This window comes from Paenibacillus sp. Negev47 (assembly GCF_058313655.1).
On the sequence record NZ_CM177754.1, the window covers coordinates 1688677 to 1705968 of the forward strand.

General features: G+C 46.4%; 16 protein-coding genes. 9 read left to right on the forward strand and 7 right to left on the reverse strand.

Going from position 1 to position 17292, the window contains the following annotated elements; genetic code table 11:
* Positions 1 to 289 precede the first annotated feature (289 nt).
* The 3 genes from AC4G47_RS07755 (at position 290) to AC4G47_RS07765 (ending at position 2517) form a co-directional block, all read left to right on the forward strand.
* Positions 290 to 1276, forward strand: a complete 987-nt coding sequence (locus AC4G47_RS07755; protein WP_491105635.1) for a serine/threonine protein kinase — start codon at positions 290 to 292, stop codon at positions 1274 to 1276.
* 228 nt (positions 1277 to 1504) lie between these two features.
* Positions 1505 to 1945, forward strand: coding sequence for an Imm48 family immunity protein (gene imm48 / locus AC4G47_RS07760; RefSeq protein WP_491105636.1), 441 nt, complete (start codon positions 1505 to 1507; stop codon positions 1943 to 1945).
* Positions 1946 to 1977: 32 nt separating this feature from the next.
* Entirely contained in the window at positions 1978 to 2517 is a 540-nt protein-coding gene (locus AC4G47_RS07765; protein WP_491105637.1) for an RNA 2'-phosphotransferase, read from the forward strand.
* Positions 2518 to 2592: 75 nt separating this feature from the next.
* Here the strand turns inward: AC4G47_RS07765 and AC4G47_RS07770 are convergent, their stop codons facing one another.
* The gene (locus AC4G47_RS07770) at positions 2593 to 3450 is read right to left on the reverse strand and encodes an SDR family oxidoreductase (protein ID WP_491105638.1); all 858 of its coding nucleotides are present in this window, start codon (positions 3448 to 3450) and stop codon (positions 2593 to 2595) included.
* A 149-nt stretch (positions 3451 to 3599) separates the two neighbouring features.
* Complete coding sequence (locus AC4G47_RS07775) at positions 3600 to 4025, reverse strand: Rrf2 family transcriptional regulator (RefSeq protein ID WP_458123521.1); 426 nt, start codon at positions 4023 to 4025, stop codon at positions 3600 to 3602.
* A 313-nt stretch (positions 4026 to 4338) separates the two neighbouring features.
* Here AC4G47_RS07775 and AC4G47_RS07780 point away from each other — a divergent pair, with 313 nt between their 5' ends.
* From AC4G47_RS07780 to AC4G47_RS07795, 4 genes are read left to right on the forward strand one after another with little or no spacing between them, the layout of a single operon-like run.
* Positions 4339 to 6672: an ABC transporter permease gene (locus tag AC4G47_RS07780; protein WP_491105639.1), complete on the forward strand. Its 2334-nt coding sequence runs from the start codon at positions 4339 to 4341 to the stop codon at positions 6670 to 6672.
* A 12-nt stretch (positions 6673 to 6684) separates the two neighbouring features.
* Complete coding sequence (locus tag AC4G47_RS07785; protein WP_491105640.1) at positions 6685 to 7452, forward strand: ABC transporter ATP-binding protein; 768 nt, start codon at positions 6685 to 6687, stop codon at positions 7450 to 7452.
* A 59-nt stretch (positions 7453 to 7511) separates the two neighbouring features.
* Positions 7512 to 8147, forward strand: coding sequence for a TetR/AcrR family transcriptional regulator (locus AC4G47_RS07790; protein WP_491105641.1), 636 nt, complete (start codon positions 7512 to 7514; stop codon positions 8145 to 8147).
* A 20-nt stretch (positions 8148 to 8167) separates the two neighbouring features.
* Positions 8168 to 9496, forward strand: coding sequence for an MFS transporter (locus AC4G47_RS07795; RefSeq protein ID WP_491105642.1), 1329 nt, complete (start codon positions 8168 to 8170; stop codon positions 9494 to 9496).
* Between the two features lie 161 nt (positions 9497 to 9657).
* Here AC4G47_RS07795 and AC4G47_RS07800 read toward each other — a convergent pair whose 3' ends face one another.
* From AC4G47_RS07800 to AC4G47_RS07810, 3 genes are all read right to left on the reverse strand, one after another.
* On the reverse strand, positions 9658 to 10482 hold the full coding sequence (locus tag AC4G47_RS07800; RefSeq protein WP_491105643.1) for a carbohydrate ABC transporter permease: 825 nt from the start codon (positions 10480 to 10482) through the stop codon (positions 9658 to 9660).
* Position 10483: 1 nt separating this feature from the next.
* Positions 10484 to 11356, reverse strand: coding sequence for a carbohydrate ABC transporter permease (locus AC4G47_RS07805; protein ID WP_091028318.1), 873 nt, complete (start codon positions 11354 to 11356; stop codon positions 10484 to 10486).
* Between the two features lie 100 nt (positions 11357 to 11456).
* Positions 11457 to 12758, reverse strand: a complete 1302-nt coding sequence (locus AC4G47_RS07810) for an ABC transporter substrate-binding protein (RefSeq protein ID WP_491105644.1) — start codon at positions 12756 to 12758, stop codon at positions 11457 to 11459.
* A 138-nt stretch (positions 12759 to 12896) separates the two neighbouring features.
* Here AC4G47_RS07810 and AC4G47_RS07815 point away from each other — a divergent pair, with 138 nt between their 5' ends.
* Both AC4G47_RS07815 and AC4G47_RS07820 read left to right on the forward strand, forming a co-directional pair.
* Positions 12897 to 14816 (forward strand): sensor histidine kinase, encoded by a 1920-nt coding sequence (locus tag AC4G47_RS07815; RefSeq protein WP_491105645.1) that lies wholly within the window; start codon positions 12897 to 12899, stop codon positions 14814 to 14816.
* Complete coding sequence (locus tag AC4G47_RS07820; protein ID WP_491105646.1) at positions 14809 to 15630, forward strand: response regulator transcription factor; 822 nt, start codon at positions 14809 to 14811, stop codon at positions 15628 to 15630. Before AC4G47_RS07815 ends, AC4G47_RS07820 begins: the two co-directional genes overlap by 8 nt.
* A gap of 1 nt (position 15631) precedes the next feature.
* Here AC4G47_RS07820 and AC4G47_RS07825 read toward each other — a convergent pair whose 3' ends face one another.
* Positions 15632 to 16261: a YfbR-like 5'-deoxynucleotidase gene (locus AC4G47_RS07825; RefSeq protein WP_458123512.1), complete on the reverse strand. Its 630-nt coding sequence runs from the start codon at positions 16259 to 16261 to the stop codon at positions 15632 to 15634.
* Positions 16262 to 16472: 211 nt separating this feature from the next.
* The gene (locus AC4G47_RS07830) at positions 16473 to 17255 is read right to left on the reverse strand and encodes a formate/nitrite transporter family protein (protein ID WP_145323377.1); all 783 of its coding nucleotides are present in this window, start codon (positions 17253 to 17255) and stop codon (positions 16473 to 16475) included.
* Positions 17256 to 17292: the final 37 nt, after the last annotated feature.

Consider the following 17292-nt stretch of genomic DNA (forward strand, 5'->3'; position numbering starts at 1 on the left):
AAGAGCTGGACGGAGAAAATGTTTTTTTCCAGTTTAATAAAGTAATTCGCTTTATCTGTCGATAGAGTATATAAGAGATATTTTCTTCTATAGAAGAGCTTGATATGGATTAAGGAACAGATCATAGCCAGTGTGGTATGATTAATATTTAAATATTTCGTGTTAAGGTGTTTCAAATTGCATCATTTGGTTTATATGTATAGTTGGCGATGAATTGCTTACGGGTTGAACCAGATGATGCATTTATGCGGAAAGTCTTCCGATCGACAAGGTTGAAAAGAGGTCTGTTATGAGAAAAGACAATTGCAAAATGGCATTGCAGCGCAATGTGATTATAAATGATACATATCAGGTAAGACAGGTATTAGCCAGCAGTGAGTTGGCTATCGTATATGCAGGACGAGATCGGAACACAGGCGCCAAGGTAGCCATTAAGGAATTTTTCCCCCAGAGAATAGCTGAACGTCAGGCAGACAAGCGGGGTGTATTTTGCTCTTCGCGTGGATACGGTGGGCAATACCAGGAATTGCTTGATGTATTTCTACTCGAAGGTGAACTGTTATCGAAACTGAATCATCCTCATATTGTTTCGTATATGGATCATTTTGAAGCGAATGATACGGGTTACCTCGTTATGGAATACTGCACGGGCATTACGCTAACCGAGTATCTGAATGAACATAATCATGCTCTTGATGCTGCCTTCATTACAGAAACGCTGCTTCCACTGGTGGATACGCTGGATTATATACATAAACAAGGAATTCTTCACCGGGATGTGAAACCTTCCAACATTATGGTGATGGAGGACGGTACTCCGAAGCTTCTCGACTTCGGCTCGGCTACCCGCTGGCCTATGCAATCTGGTGAGAAACAGGCGATATTTACATCGGCAGGTTATTCCCCACTGGAGTTCTATTCAGAGAAATCCAGTCAGGGACCCATGTCGGACATCTATAGCCTGGCGGCACTGCTCCATTATTGGACATGTGGGCAACCTCCCATGGATGTGAAGCAGCGGTTATTCCAGGATGAATTGCCATCTGTTCGCTCACATAACGAGTATGTAAATCCTTGGCTCGCTCGTGTTATTCATTGGGGGCTGACGGTGCGTTCCGAGAAACGCTGTGCTTCCCTGGCCTGGGTCAAAAGCTCGCTGCGAGTTCAAGCCTGGGTGTGGAAAGTGCGCAAACCAGGTACAGTGGAATGGTCTTTTGCCGAGAATGAACACACACAGGTCTATGAAGCGCCGAAGAAGCAACATGAGACGGCATAAGCAGGCGTGATTTTTCTAACGAAGAAGAGTTTATTTTATCGATGCATATCAAGTGAAGGTGAGCCAAATCAACTCGTGATCGGGGGATTTGGCTTTTTCTTATCCTAGTCTAAACAGCAGGCCGAAGTGAATCGATAGAATTTGATACGAATACCCTATCTCCGATACAATGTTCTCATAGAGTATGAGAGATGAACCAAATACGGTGCAGGAATGGAGAAATACAATATGACTGATTTTATCAACGCTGACGATATTAATGACGTAATCCTGGCTGCCGCGGCAAATGAGCTGGAGCAGATGGTGGACAAAATGTGTGAGCTGATCGGCACACCCTTGGAACAAACGACGGAACTGGAGCGTCAGGTGATGGCTGCTTTTGGGTTTGGTGCGGTGTATGGCATTACGAACAGGGATCAGCTGGCGGAGCCACAAGCGCATGCACTAAGTATCCGGATGCTGATTAAGCCGTTTAACTACAGTGAGCAGCAGGCCGTCGACTTTGCCGACGATCTGATTCGGGTGGCTTCCGATCGGGAGGTTCATCCGGTGATGAATACGATTATCCAACGTGGGATTGATGGACACCGCCAATTCAATCAGGAAGACGATGAGGGATTGGCACGTAACATTCAGGAGATTTTAACAGCGGTTCAGTCGCAGCAATAGACGAGTTTTATTAGATTGGGGAGATGATTGCATTGGATCTGATGAAACTAAGCAAGGAACTCTCATACGCTCTGCGTCACGCCCCATGGGAATATGGGCTGGAGCTGGACGAAGAAGGTTGGGTGGAAATCTCGCAATTGCTGGTGGCTCTACATGAAAGTCCACAGTGGAAGGAAGTAACGGAAGCCGATCTGGAGCAGATGATCCAAGCTTCGGAGAAAAAGAGACATGAGATCCATTCTGGCCGTATTCGGGCATTGTATGGACATTCGACTCCGCATAAGATATCCAAGTCATCTGCTGAGCCACCGGAAACCCTTTACCATGGTACCCCGGCACGCGCAGTAAATTCTATTATGGAACATGGCTTACAGCCGCGGCAAAGGCAATATGTACATCTGTCCGCAGATATCGATACGGCCACTCAGGTGGGACGAAGACGTGATGATCAGCCTGTTATTTTGAAAATTAATGCTGCCCAAGCGGCTATAGACGGAATCCTCTTTTATCATGGAAACGAAAATATCTGGCTAGCCGATCATATTCCCGCACGTTATATTCTTGAGCCATGAACTATTGATCGTTAGCTACACCAAAAAGGGACGCATCCAACATTCGTTGGTGTGTCCCTTTCTCATATCCAAAACTTACTTGCCTACCATCGCTTTAATACCTTCGCTCAGTGGCTGAGCCGGACGGCCAAGCAATGTCTCCAGTGTATCACTCTCTACAGCCAGTGCGCCTTCACGGATGGCACCTTGCATATCAACGAGCATTGATACGACAAAGTCCGGTAGACCTGCGCCTTTCATGATGTCAGCATAAGCGGCATCGTCCACGTTTTGCACGCTGATATCCTGTCCGAGCACTTCACCAACAATGGCGGCCAGTTCAGCTTGAGTGCGCAGTTTGCCGGACAACTCATATACGGTATTTTCATGTCCTTCACCTGCAAGTACAGCTGCAGCAGCATGAGCATAATCACTGCGGGTAGCCCAGCCTACTTGGCTATCGTTGGTGGCATGAACCCAAGGTGCGCCTTGCATAGCCGCTTGAACGCTACCTGCTTCATTTTCCAGATACCAGTTGTTGCGCAGGAAGGAATAAGGGATGCCGGATTCACGAATAGCTTGTTCCGTAGCGCGATGAACTTCAGCCAGGGAAAGGGTGTTTTTCTCTGTATTCACAACGCTTGTGTATGCGATGAAGCCCACGCCTGCGCTCTTGGCAGCGTCAATGGCAGCCTGATGTTGGCGAATACGCGTTTCATTGTCACCATCGGTGGAGATGAGCATCAGACGATCTACACCCGCAAAGGCTTTTTCCAACGTCTCCGGTTGATCGAAATCACCGTGACGAACGTCAACACCTTGAGCGTGGAGAGCTTCCGCTTTCTCCGGATTACGTACACTTACTGCCAAATCCTTGGCAGAACCCGTTTTTAACAATGCTTCTACGACCAGTGAACCCAATTGACCTGTTGCCCCAGTAACCAAAATTTTCATCTTCTATTCCTCCTATAATATGTGTTGTGGTTGGATACGCCTTACTTAACCCAGCCCGTATCCGTATATTGCATATGGATGTAATCAAAGGTGTTATAACAGGTGTGATTACAACGAAAAGGTTAAAAAAAGCTCGCAATGAGCTTTTTTTATTCAGAGACATGAACCTGATCCATCATCTGTTGTATCGTTACACGATTCAAACGCTGTTCCATAGCTTTCTGAGCCTCAATGAGTTCGGCGCGCAAGGTGTGTTCAATCATATTACCAACCGGACATTGCGGGTTCGGGTGTTTGTGGAAGTTAAACAGTTCTCCATCCTCCACGACCTCAAGCGCTCGATATACATCGAGAAGGGTAATATTCGCCGGGTCTTTCAACAAGGAAGCACCGCCCACACCGGGTCTGACGTCGATCAGACCAGCCTGTTTCAGCTTGGACATAATTCGCCGGATAATTACGGGATTCGTATTCACACTCTGAGCGATAATATCTCCGGTGCATTCATTGGGCATAACAGCGATCAGGGACAGGGTATGAACCGCGATGGAAAAGCGACTGCTGATTTGTTTCATTGATGATCACCACCGTTGTAACCATAATAGTTACAAAGTGATCTTTTGTCAAATCCTATTTTTATTTCTTCTTAAGTGAAATCGGGCATGCTTTAAAAACTTTATAGCTGGCTTTTCTAAGTGAATCTAGCGATAGAAAAATAGAAAAATATGTTTTAATTGACAATTAAAAATAGAGTTATATAATCTGGCTAGATGTCTCGTAGTGAAATGAATTGCGTTGGTTTGGAATAACCTTGTATGAAAGGAGCTGGGCATGTATTTTGCCAGATAAATAGGAACAACTTGTAGATGAGAGGAGCCATGTCCGTTTATGCTGCTACGAATGCTGAGAAACGATATAACGAGAAAAAAAGGGATTACGGCTGCGTTATTTATTTTTGTACTGCTGGCCGCCTTGCTGGTATCTTCGGGGTCACGAATGATTATGGAACTGACGAGTTCCATCCAATATCTATTTTCTGAATCCAAAACACCACACTTTGTGCAAATGCATGCCGGAGAACTCGATCAGGTCAAAGTGAACACATGGGCTGAAGAAAATGCCATGGTCCAGCAGCATCAGATTGTGGAAATGGTCAACATTGACGGCTCTAATCTGTTTCTCGGAGCAGAGTCCGAAAAGAACAGTGTTATGGACATTGACTTTGTTACACAGAATCAGGGTTTCGACTATTTGTTGAATCTGGACAGTGAGATTATTCAGGTTAACGATGGCGAGATCGCGGTTCCGGTATATTACATGCAGCAAAATAAATTAAGCGTGGGCGATCAGGTTCGGATCGATAATGGTCAATTTGAGCGTTCTTACACCATCGTTGATTTTGTCCGTGATGCTCAGATGAATCCATCGGTTGTGCACTCCAAACGTTTTATTGTGAGTGATGGGAATTTGCAGGAATTGAAGCAGAGCATCGGAGAGATGGAGTATCTCATCGAATTCCGGTTGACCGATCCCGGACTGACGAGTGAATTTACTCAGGCTTACCAAAATGCTGGACTTCCAAACGCGGGTCCAGTCGTAACCTATGGGCTGTTCCAGGTACTGAATGCCATGACCGACGGAGTCATTGCAGCCGTTATTATTCTGGTCAGTCTTGTACTGATTCTGATCGCGATGCTCTGCATCCGATTCACGATGCTTGCGACCATCGAAGAGGATTATCGTGAGATTAGTGTCATGAAAGCGATTGGGATCGCAGAGAAGGATATTAAGAGACTGTATCTGATGAAGTATGTATTTATGGCCGGATTCGCATCCGTGCTTGGTTACATTGCATCACTTGGCGTTAACAGACTATTTGTTTCCAACATCATGTTGTATATGGGAAAAGCACCTGCAACCCTGTTGCATTTCGCGATTCCGTTATTAGCCGCTGGAATAATATTTGCAATGGTTGTTCTGTTCTGTCGAACGGTACTGCGACGTTTTCGTTCCATCTCCGCGGTGGATGCTCTCCGTACCGGGAGCCTGGGAGATACACAGATCATTCGAAACCGGCTCAGTTTGTCCCGCAATCGCTGGTCTTCCGTACCTGTCTTTCTTGGTCTGAAGGAAGTGATACAGCGAATCAAGATGTTCCGATTATTGTTGTTCGTCTTTGTAGTCAGTTCATTTATCATGATTGTGCCGGTCAATTTCCTGAACACTTTGCAGGCGCCAAGTTTTATTTCTTATATGGGTGTTGGACAAAGTGATATTCGCATTGACTTGAGGCACACAGACGATGTGGAGCAGCGTTATGACAATCTGGTTGCCCAGATCCAAAAAGATAAAGACATCAAAACGTATTCCCCATTGGTAACAAGCCAGTTCAAGATTAAAAATGCGGAAGGAAGTTACGACAATCTGAGTGTAGAAACTGGGGATTTCAGTGTTTTCCCATTGTCTTATGTTAGCGGTAATGCGCCAACTACCGAAAATGAAATTGCGTTATCTGATGCAAACAGTAGCGAGCTGCGCCTGAAGACTGGTGAGCAACTTACCTTGCTGGTTAATGGCAAGGACCAGATGATGACGGTCAGCGGAATATACCAGGACGTTACGAATGGTGGGAAAACGGCGAAGGCCTTATTGCCCTACAACGAGGATAGTGTGTTGTGGTACGTGGTCAGTTTGGATCTGAATAATCGTGGGGACATGGCTACCAAAATTGCTGAATATGAGGTTGCTTTCTCGCCAGCCAAAGTAACCGATCTTCAAGGTTATCTGGATCAGACGTTAGGCGGAACCATCCAACAATTGAAATTGGTGACGATGCTGGCCTTGGTCATCGGTGTCTTCATATCTATTTTAATTACAGCACTGTTCCTTCAGATGTTAGTAGCCAAGGACAACAACGACATTGCTGTACTGAGAAGTCTTGGGTTTGCCTTGTCTAAAATCAAGTTCAAGTATGTCGTGATGTCACTTGTCATATTAATCTTAGGGGTTGTTACTGGAACGATATTGTCCAATACGTTGGGTCCGTTGCTGGTTAGTGCCATTATGTCGACGTTCGGAGCTTCCAATATTGTTTTTGTTGTTAACCCGTTACAGGCATATATATTGTGTCCATTGTTACTTGCGGGCACGATTGTTCTGACAGCATGGATTAGTATCCAATCGATCAAGGAAACGAGCATATCCAAAATGATTGTGGAATAGGGAGGATCAACGATGACAACTATACTTGAGGCTAAAGACGTGAATAAATCCGTAGCGATCGGCGAGAATGAAGAACATAACATCTTGAAAGATATCAACCTTCAATTAAAAAAGGGAGAATTTGTTTCCATCATGGGGCCGTCTGGCTCAGGCAAGTCTACCTTACTGTACAACATAAGCTGCATGGATCAGATTAGTGCTGGAAGTGTCTATTTTAATGGTAAAAAAATATCGGCATTTCAGGAGAGCGACCTGGCAAGTCTACGTTTGACCAAGATGGGGTTCATCTTTCAGAATATTCATCTGCTCAAGAATCTGAATCTGTTAGACAATATCGTACTTTCCGCGTATCTGGCCAAGAATAGCAGCAGAGAAACGATTAATACACGGGCGATGTCATTAATGAAAAAAATGGGGATTGATGAGCTGGCTGGGCATAACATCACCCAAGCCTCAGGGGGACAGCTTCAACGTATTGCCATCTGCCGTGCGCTGATTAATAATCCGGATATTTTATTCGGCGATGAACCAACGGGGGCGCTGAATTCCAAATCAACGTATGAGATCATGGATATTCTGGGCGATATTAATGCAACGGGTACAACCATTCTGCTTGTGACCCATGATGTGAAAGTCGCTGCCAGATCGGAACGTGTACTGTTTATGATGGACGGTAAGCTGGTTGCAGACAAAAATATTGGAAAATATGCAAGAGAGGGTCAGGATCTAAAAACTAGGGAAAGCCATTTGGCGCAATGGTTGACTGAAATGGGGTTCTAAAAAAGGAACCTCATGACTACAATAGACCGACAGTCGGTCGATGTATTGGAGGCCAGAATATGAGATTGATAAAGAACCCGGAAGAACGCAGGAATGAGATTTTGAATGCAGCCGAGATTCTGTTCGTGACAAAGGGATATACCAAAGCTACGGTCATGGATATCCTTCGGGTATGTAATATCGCGAAGGGCACATTTTATTATTATTTTCAGTCCAAGGAAGAGGTTATGAACGCCATTGTCATGCGTTTTATTCTGAGCGGGGAGGCATCAGCCAAGGCCATAGTGTTAGATCCCAAACTGAATGCCCATGACAAAATTTTTCGCATCATGATGGCGCAGAATCAGCCAGACGACAGAAAACATGATCTCATCGAGCAATTGCACAGTGTTCATAATGTGGAGATGCACCAAAAGAGTCTTGTAGAGACGGTAATTCGATTAAGTCCCATCTTGGCCGAGGTGGTAGAGCAGGGCATTCAGGAAGGGGTATTTCATACGCCTAACTCAAAGGAATCCATCGAATTCCTGCTCGTATCGTCACAATTTTTGCTGGATCGAGGCATCTTTCAATGGGAGGAGGAAGAACTCCAAAAAAAGGTTGAAGCATTCACAGATATTTTGGAACGTGTTCTGGGAGCAGAAAAAGGAAGCTTCGCCTACGTCACTCGTCTTTATTTTCCGAATCAAGCTTAGCCGAGAAAGGAGTATCATCCATGGAACATACCGTTCAAAAATCATTTAAAAAGTTTCTGGTAGTATGGTTCGGTCAGCTCATCTCCATGATTGGGATTGGGCTTACAGCCTTCTCCCTGGGGGTGTATGCCTTCGAAAAAACGAATACGGCAACAAGTGTTGCACTGATTACCTTATTCACGTTTCTGCCGAATATCCTGCTTCGACCTATTGGAGGGGTACTGGCAGACCGATTCGACCGTCGAACGATGATGATTATCGGCGACCTGGGGGCGGCAGCCGGTTTGATTTTCATTCTGTCCATTATGCTCACAGGTGATATCCAGTTATGGCATATCTATGTGGGAGTGGCCTTTAGTTCCGTGTTTTCCGCGCTGCAGAGCCCGGCATATAAGGCCTCTGCTACAGACTTGCTGGATAAGGATCAATTCTCAAAAGGAAGCGGTCTTGTACAACTGGCTGAATCCTCGAAGTTTCTGTTTTCACCCATCATTGCGGGCATTCTGCTTAGTATAACAACCATTGAAGTCATTCTGGTCATTAATATTCTGACATTCCTGGTTGCCATTCTGGCTGTGCTGGTTATTCGGAAGAGCATGAAGGTGGAACGAGAGGATCAAGAAGACAAAAATTGGATCACTGATATTCAAGAGGGCTGGAGGGAAGTTGTAACCAACAAGGGAGTACTGTTGCTGGTGGTGATTATTTCACTTGTCACCTTTTATCTAGGATTCCTGGAGACACTCATTGGTCCGATGCTTCTGTCATTCACGGATGCAAAGACACTTGGAACGTTTCAGTCTGTTAGCGCTATCGGCATGCTGATTAGCAGCTTGTGCATCGGCATATTTACAATAACAAAGAGATACGCAAGTGTGCTTGTGATGGGTCTGATTTTGTGCGGTTTGTCCTTTTCGCTTCTGGGGATATCCACCAATATTTATTTTATTATCTTCGCAGGCTTTCTGTTCCTGTCATCGCTGCCGTTTGTCAACATGAGCGCAGATGTGCTGGTGCGAAACAATATCGCCAACGAAAAGCAGGGCAGGGTATGGGGAATCATTGGTATTCTGTCACAACTCGGGTTTATTATTGCGTACAGTTTGGCTGGATTTCTGGCCGACCATGTGTTTAATCCGTTGCTGATGGAGGGGGGAGCACTGGCTTCGTCTGTTGGTCAAATTATTGGAACTGGGCCAGGCAGAGGTATTGCCTTTCTGTTTATCATCGCGGGTCTGTTTGTTATTCTGATCGCAATAATCACATCCCGCTTGAAAATGATCAAATCTCTGGAGCAGAGCCCAGATATAACGGCTCCATCCGATGTTGGCGGGTTGGCGCACGATTAATTCGAATCCAACAGCGTAGGCCCTTGTCCGCAGCAGCGTGCAATACTTCTTCTGTACGAAGAAGTTATTCACACTATGAGCAGACAAGGGCTTTTAGTGCTGAGGAGTCAGCAGATGTATTTATACAAGATGCGTTTGTGAATTTGGATTGTCGGTGGAGCTTACCCTTTAACCGCCCCTGAAGTTAGGCCTCCTACAATATACTTTTGCCCAATGAGGAACACAATCAACACAGGCAATGACGTAAGTACAATATCTGCGCTGACCAGATTCCACTGGGCACTGAATTGTCCGAAGAAGTTATACACAGCAAGGGTCATCGGCCACATCTCCACTGTATTCAGCATATAGAGTGGGGCAGTAAACTCATTCCAGACACTCAGGAAATTAAGAACAAATACCGTTACCAACACCGAGGTTAACAAAGGTACAATGATTCTCAGGAACAGCTTGATCCCATTACATCCGTCCATGATCGCGGCTTCATCCAGCTCCTTCGGGATGTTAGACACGAATGCATACGTAATGAACAGCGAGATCGGAATCCCCATAGCCGTATAGAGCAGAATCATGCCGAGATGTGAATTGATCATGCCCATCGACTTCATCACTTCCATCAGCGGAATGTAGTTAAGCGGTAGGGTGATGCCAAGAATCAGGAAGAAATACAGGAACTTGCTGAGCCTCGAATGGTTACGGGATAACGTGAAGGCCGAGAAAGCCACAACAAAGACCAACAGCAAGGAAGAGGCCCCGGAATGCAGCAGACTGTTGAAAAAAGAACCTCCCAAGTGTCCTTGTTCATAGACGATTTTGTAATTTTCGAAGATAAACTTCTCGGGCAGCGTCAGCTTCAGCACTTTGGCCTCGGCGTCCGACTTGAATGAATTCAGTACAATGACGACAAAAGGAATCAGGACCACCAGGCTAAGCAGCCAGGCGAGTACATTTAACCCGATGGAAGCCAATCTTTTTTTCAATCGCATGTCAGTATTCCACCTTTCGGTTCATCAAACGGATGATGAAGAAGGAGATGATCGCCATGATGACAAACAGAATGGTAGATAGGGCGCTACCCAGTCCCCAATACCCTTTGGCAAAAGAGGAATAGACCGCCGTGTTAATCACATCTGTGGCATTACCAGGCCCACCATTAGTCAGCACGTATACGGCATCGAATACCCGTAATCCATACGTAATATTGAGCACCGTGGCAATGGTAATCGTAGGCATCAGCATCGGAATCGTGATCCGGAACAGCTTTTGCCCGAACCCGGCGCCGTCAATGGACGCTGCCTCGTAATAATCGCGGGGGATGGCGAGCAGTCCGGCGATGAACAGCACCATGATGTACCCCATGCCTTTCCACGTGTCCACTGCCATGATGGATGGCATGGCCCAGGTTAGGGAGCCCAGCCAGTTCTGGGCGAGAACATCCAGCCCTAATGAACGCAGGGTCACGTTAACGAACCCGTTGTTGGGGTCGAGCAGACTTTTGAACACAAGCCCAACAATGAGGAACGACAGCACCTGCGGGGAGAAGATGATCATCCGGTGCAGATTGGCGGCCTTTACACCGCTAACCAGGAGTAGAGCCAGGAACAAGCCCAGAACGGTCTTGGCGATGGAGGTAACGAGGGTGAACAGGACTGTGTTTTTAATAAAAAGCAGATAGGTCGGATCACCCGCCAGAATGGTGCGGAAATGCTCCAGACCGATAAAGTTCTTCTCCGAACTGTAGCTGTTCCAATCGGTGAAGGAGTAATAGATGCCCAACAGGGCGGGAGCGACGATGAACAGCAGATATAATACAATCGCTCCGGATGAGAAATACCAGGGATAGATTTTGTTCGCATTCATAATCCGTAACACCTTTCCTTCCTGCCAAAATACATGAGCGGGCATGTGCCCGCTGCATGTAACGCTGTTCAGCGTTTATGTTTATCTGAGATTTGCGCTGTTATTGCCACGCTTCATCCTTCAACACTTTGGCTTGTTCAGCCCGGCGTTTATCAATATTTTGCAGAATCTGATCCGGTGTCATTGCGCCAGCGAACATGCCTGACAGGTCCTTGCCGATATCCATCCATTGTGGATCAATGTATTTCACAGCGGCCTGCATGACCGTACCTTTTTCATGATTTTTCTCATAATCAATATAATCCTGTGTCAGCTTGGGTTCGATTTCTGGCCAGCAGATTGTCAAGTTACCTTCACCTTCATCGAACACACGTTGAAGATGATCATGCTCGGTGATCCAACGGAAGAATTTCAGCACTTCTTCGGGATGTTTACTGTTTTTGTTACCGAACATGGCAGCAGAACCACCCGGGTTCACCCCAATCGTCTGATTGTCTCCCCAAGGCATGACGAAGAATCCCATATTGTCTTCCATCGCCGGATACGCTTCGGACACTTCTTTTTCAGTACCTGGCACCCGCAGCAGCATAGCCGCTTTCTCCTGACCAAACGCTTCAATTCCCGCTTCTACCGTATTGGACAAGAAGTCTTTGCCGAAATAACCGAGATCCGCAAATTCCTTCAACTGCTCAATGACCGTCTTGAGCTGTGTCATATCGGCCACTTTCATCTCATTATTGTTCAGTTTCTCGTACGTTCCCGCTGTCGTTTGCTCATAGTTAGGTCCCGTTTCGAACAAAGGCAGAACCTGATACCATCCACTGGCCGGTGCCTGATAGAACGGAATGATATCTTTATCCTTGATTTTCTGGCTGATTGCCTTGAATTCCGCATAGGATGTAGGAGGCTCAATGCCTAAGTCTGCGAAGATACGTTTGTTATAGTACACATACCAGATTTTCGACGGGGCAAAAGAAACCCCGTACACCTTGTCATTGTGACTGACAGTGGGCAAAATCTCTTCGGACATCCGACCTGTGAATTCCTCATTGGTCAGGTCAATGGCATTTTCCTCCGGTCTTACGTTGGCCGGCATGCTCAGTGGGTCCACATCGACATTGAAAATGTCAGGTGCTTCGCCAGAAGCGAGCTTCACCTTGATCAGGTCACGCCACTGTGCGTCAGGTACAACCTGAAAGTCAATTTTGACACCCGTCTCCTGCTCATATTCCTTGGCCATTGTCTGCATGATGCCTGTACGCGGAATACCGGATTGGCTCGTTCCAAACGTGAGTGTCACCTTACCCGAACCTTCCGCACTTTTCCCTGAGTTGCACCCGGCAAGTAGCAGGGTGGAGAGCAGGAGCACACTTGCAAGCGAAAATAGAAATCGTTTTCTCATCATTGAACCTCCCGGAATATAAAGAAAATTGTCACTTGCCGAATCGCTTAATGTAAGCGTATTCTTATGTGGATAACTTTACGGCGAACAAGGGATGCGCTCAATAGACAAAAGCGTTCTGTTGGGTGGACATTTTCGATGGATGTAACAGATATGATCATAGGACGAGGTGTGTGGGGATTGAGGTATCGATTTGGAACGCTTCAGCAAAGCCTGTTTGCCTATTACTCTGCGGTATTTATTATCTTTTCTCTCATTGTGGCGGGGCTTCTGTACGTATTTCTTGCGAGTGACATTCGTCATCGAAGTGAAGAGCAGCAGAAGCAACTGGGAGTATCGATTGTCGGCAATCTGGATCAGGAAGTGGTGAAAATGAATAATTTCTCCATGAATATCGTGTACTCCAATCTGGTGAAGGAACACTTCAGTCATTATTTGGCACCAGCGGAGGACAGTGAGCGGACAATGACGAGTGATCCGGCACTGTACAAAGATACAACCACACTGATTGACGTCATTCTGGCGATCATCAGCAGCTCCAATACAGCCAAGCAGGCCAATATCTATGACGTGAATGGCAAGATGTTGGGAGCGGGTGCATTCAACGGTCAACTGTCGGTGGATCTGACTCAGCGACCGTGGTACAAGGAAACATGGGAGCGGAGTGGCTGGCGGGTGATCCGTCTGTTAGAGGGGGGAGCTTTGCCCATGCCAACAGGAAAGGGGAAATCGGATCAACCCTACATTTCACTTACCCGGGTATACAAAGATGGCAATTATGTCAGCCAGGGTGTAGTTGAGATTTTGCAGGATGCCGGAACTCTGTTCCAGCATTTGAATGATTTGCAGGCGAGTAACGACGATCTTCGCATCTATGTGATGGATGAACAAAATACACGGTTATATCCACTTTCTTCGGGTGCCGATGCTTCCCAAGCAGGCTATTTCGATGATGTGGATTTGATTCAAAATCGTACATTTCCGCCCGATACCATGCAGGAAGTGACTGATCCTCTGAATCATTCCAAGCAAATGATGACCTACATGACTTCACAGGAGACGGGATGGACCGTTGTTGTCATGCAGTCCAAGCAGTCCCTTTTCGCCAATCTGAATCGGATGGCTGTGATGTTTATCGGTGCCACGTTAGCTACCCTGATGTTGATCTTGATCCTTTCGTATCTCATCTCCAAACGGGTCACCTTGCCACTGCATCGCTTGCAGCGCATTATTCAGAAAACGGGTGAGAACGATCTGGTATCGGGTCAGGATTCCGGCCAGTTATTCAAGCTAGAGCATCCCGGTTCCATCCGGGAGATGGATGAGCTGAATGATACGTTTATCCGGTTGAATCAACAGCTTGTACAGTCTTTTCAGGACAGGCTGGCGATGAAATCTCAGGAGACAGAAGCGAGATTGCTGGCGTTGCAATCCCAGATGAATCCGCATTTTTTGTATAACAACATCACAAATATTAGCATCATGGCGGAAGAAGGCATGAATAAACAGATTGTCGCATTCTGCGGAAATATTGCGTCCATGCTTCGTTATATCTCTACTCCGGGCAAGAATGGCGTTCCACTGTCCCAGGAATTGGATTATAGTGAGCGGTATCTGGAGTGTATGAAGATTCGGTTTGAAGATGACCTGCACTATGAGTTCCATATTCCGCCTGAGATGCAACATATTCAGGTTCCAATGTTAATGGTACAACCACTACTCGAAAATGTCATGAAATATGGACTGAGTGATACGCCCCCTTGGAAACTGGTCGTTACTGGAGAGTTGGATACGGCAGAGGAGACCTGGCAGATCCACGTGGAAGACAATGGGCCTGGCATGGAACCCGAGGCACTTGCCAAAATGCTGCATTATATCGAACAGTCACAGGAGTGGGAGCGTATGCCTGAGCTTGAGATTAACGGGATGGGCCTCAAGAACATCTGGGTCCGCTTGAAATTGTGGTATGGCACGGCAGCTCGGATGCAGATTACGAACAAGTCCTCCGGCGGTGTCCAGATTACAATAGGTGGTTCCATTCGAAAGGAGCATGACTGAACCCGTGACGAACAAATATAGAACGATTATTGTGGAGGACGAGGCCTTGATTCGCCGTAATGTCTCGCGCAAATTCAGAGAGCTCGACAGCCGTTTCGAAGTGATTGGTGAAGCGAGGAACGGTCAGGAAGCTTTACAATTGATCGAACATTCCGTACCTGATCTGGTCGTAACCGATATTCAGATGCCGGTGATGAACGGATTGGAACTGGCCAAATATCTGTATTTTGCCTATCCGCATGTGAAGATTGTGATTCTAAGTGGTTATCATGAATTTGAATATGCACGGCAGGCGATCAGTTACAAAGTGGAGGATTATCTGCTCAAACCATTGTCCGAAGAACAGCTTCGTACACTGCTGGATGCGATGGAACTGAAGCTCGGGAGCGCTACGGATTCGCTTGCCCATGTCAGTGCTGTGCTGGATGAGCAGGTGAAGCCAGAGGATATTGCCGAGGCCGTTAAGCTGTATCTGAAGCAGAATTACATGCATGAGATTACACTCCAGGATATGGCGGGGCAGATGCATTTTAGTGTGGACTATGTGGGGAAGTGCTTCAAGAAGGTGACGGGGGAGACTCCGCTGAAATATATGACAGGCTTGCGAATCAATGAAGCGAAACGCATGCTCGTTACACACGAGAATATGGATATCAAGACGATCGGCGGAGCGGTAGGGTATAGTGATTCCCATTATTTCAGCCGGATTTTCAAAAACAAAACGGGGATGTATCCTAGCGAGTATCGATTGAGCTTACAGCAACGAAAAAAAGCCCTGTCCATGGATGATGGGGATCCAGATGACCTGAGCTAATTTATTGAAGTAAAGCTTCTTCAGTTATTTTGCGAATATCAAACGGGGATCGAATACCTTCTTCGATGATATCAGGCAGGATGTGATTGAGGAAATAACGGACACAGTGGAGATCGATGTTTTTGATCTTGACGAGAGCGTAACGGTACATGACGATGAACTCTTTCTCCGTGTTACCCCGTTGCAGTTCCGCAAAAGCTTCATACACTTGATCCATCTTGTCTGCAACTTCGAGAATCAGTCCTTCGATCGATTGGTCTTTGCCTTCACGCAGTTGTCTGCGGAAAATTTCTTTGAACTCTTCCGGGATATTCTCGTTAATAAAATGTTCAACCATACCTTCTTCCACCTGCTGAAGCATGGAACGAAGTTCAAGTGAATAATGTTTGACCGGGGTCTTGATATCACCGATGAAGATTTCGCCATAGTCATGACTGCTGGTAATCTCGTATAGCTTTTTCCAATCAATGCTTACGCCTTGCTGTTCTTCAATATCGGCCAACGTTTTGGCGTACTGAACCACTTTCCAGGAATGGGCGGATACACAATGTTCTTCGAACTTGAATTTGCCAGGGGTCCGAATAATGCGTTCAAGATCATTCAGTGATCTGAAGTACGTATGAATTCCCATAAGAAGAGATCATCCTTTACAAGTTTAAGTGGTCGTATACACTGACTATACTTCAGTTATATTAACCACGGATTAACGATGTATGCATTGAATGTAAAATGAAGCCAGAAAGCCACGATGGATGACTAAACGTGAGTTCGTCATCCATCGTGGCTTCATCTGTGCAAATGTTATGCTACCTAACGTAGATAAGTGCAGTTGGGTCAACGATTCATGCTTTTTTTCGCACCGGCGAAGTGTACCAGTACGCCATTCCGACAAAGAGGGCACCACCGATGATATTACCAAGTGTCACCGGAATCATGTTGTGGAACCAGCCTGCCATAGTGATCGTATCCGGGTGGTTCGGCAGTAGCCAGGATAAAGACAGTAATGTCATATTGGCAACACTGTGTTCATAGCCACTTGCGATAAATGCATACAGACACCACCAGATGAGAACAAGTTTGGCGATATCCTCTTTGGAGCGAGCGGCCATCCAGATTGCCAGACAGACGAGCCAGTTACAGAGAATGCCGCGGAAGAACAGCTCAGATACGGGAGCGGCCATTTTTTTGGCAGAGACGACAAACAGCAGATGTTCCGGCGTAGCCGTCTTGAACAGGCCGCTACCGACTATAAGCAAACTTAGCAGGATGGCACCGAGCAGGTTACCGATAAAGACGAGCCCCCAGTTCTTCAACGTTTCGTTAACTGTGGTTCGGCCTGCCAGCGTACTCATGGTGAAGAACATATTGTTACCTGTAAACAGTTCCGATCCGGCAAAGATGACCAGTGTGAGCGCGAGTCCGAAGGACATGCCCATCAACATGGTTTGCAGTGGTGACTGCGCCGCAAGGAGCGGAGCACCAATACTGAAGATCAGAACGATGCCAAGTCCTACATAAGCACCAGCCATCAAGGCAGCAACCATGTACCGTGGCAGGCTTGCATTCATTTGATCCCGTTTTTTAACCGCAGCTTCAATAATTCCCTCAACACTTGGTGTATACATCACGGTTTCCCCCATTATTTTGCATCAATCTGTGAAT